Source organism: Pseudomonas sp. P7759, from assembly GCF_013386445.1.
In the GTDB taxonomy this organism is placed as follows: Bacteria; Pseudomonadota; Gammaproteobacteria; order Pseudomonadales; family Pseudomonadaceae; genus Aquipseudomonas; species Aquipseudomonas azotoformans_A.
Window position 1 is genome coordinate 1 of sequence record NZ_JACART010000160.1, and the last position, 309, is coordinate 309.

At 63.8% G+C, this 309-nt stretch carries 1 protein-coding gene; it reads left to right on the plus strand.

What is annotated here, in order from left to right; translation table 11 throughout:
- The coding region (locus HX823_RS31795; protein ID WP_177078616.1) for an efflux RND transporter permease subunit at positions 1 to 309 on the plus strand (309 nt) is incomplete at both ends.

Consider the following 309-nt stretch of genomic DNA (forward strand, 5'->3'; position numbering starts at 1 on the left):
AGATGGTCCGCCCCACGGTCTATGGCCAGCTCGTCATCTTCCTGGTTTTCCTGCCGTGCCTGACCTTCCAGGGCGTCGAGGGCAAGATGTTCTCGCCGATGGTCATCACACTGATGCTGGCGCTGGCGTCAGCCTTCGTGCTGTCGCTGACCTTCGTGCCGGCCATGATCGCGGTGCTGATGCGCAAACAGGTCGCAGAGAAGGAAGTGCGGGTGATCGCGGCCACCAAGCAGCGGTATCGCCCGTGGCTGCAAGCAGCGGTAAGGCGTCCGCTGCCTTTTCTTGGGGCGGGTGCGCTTACGCTCGCGC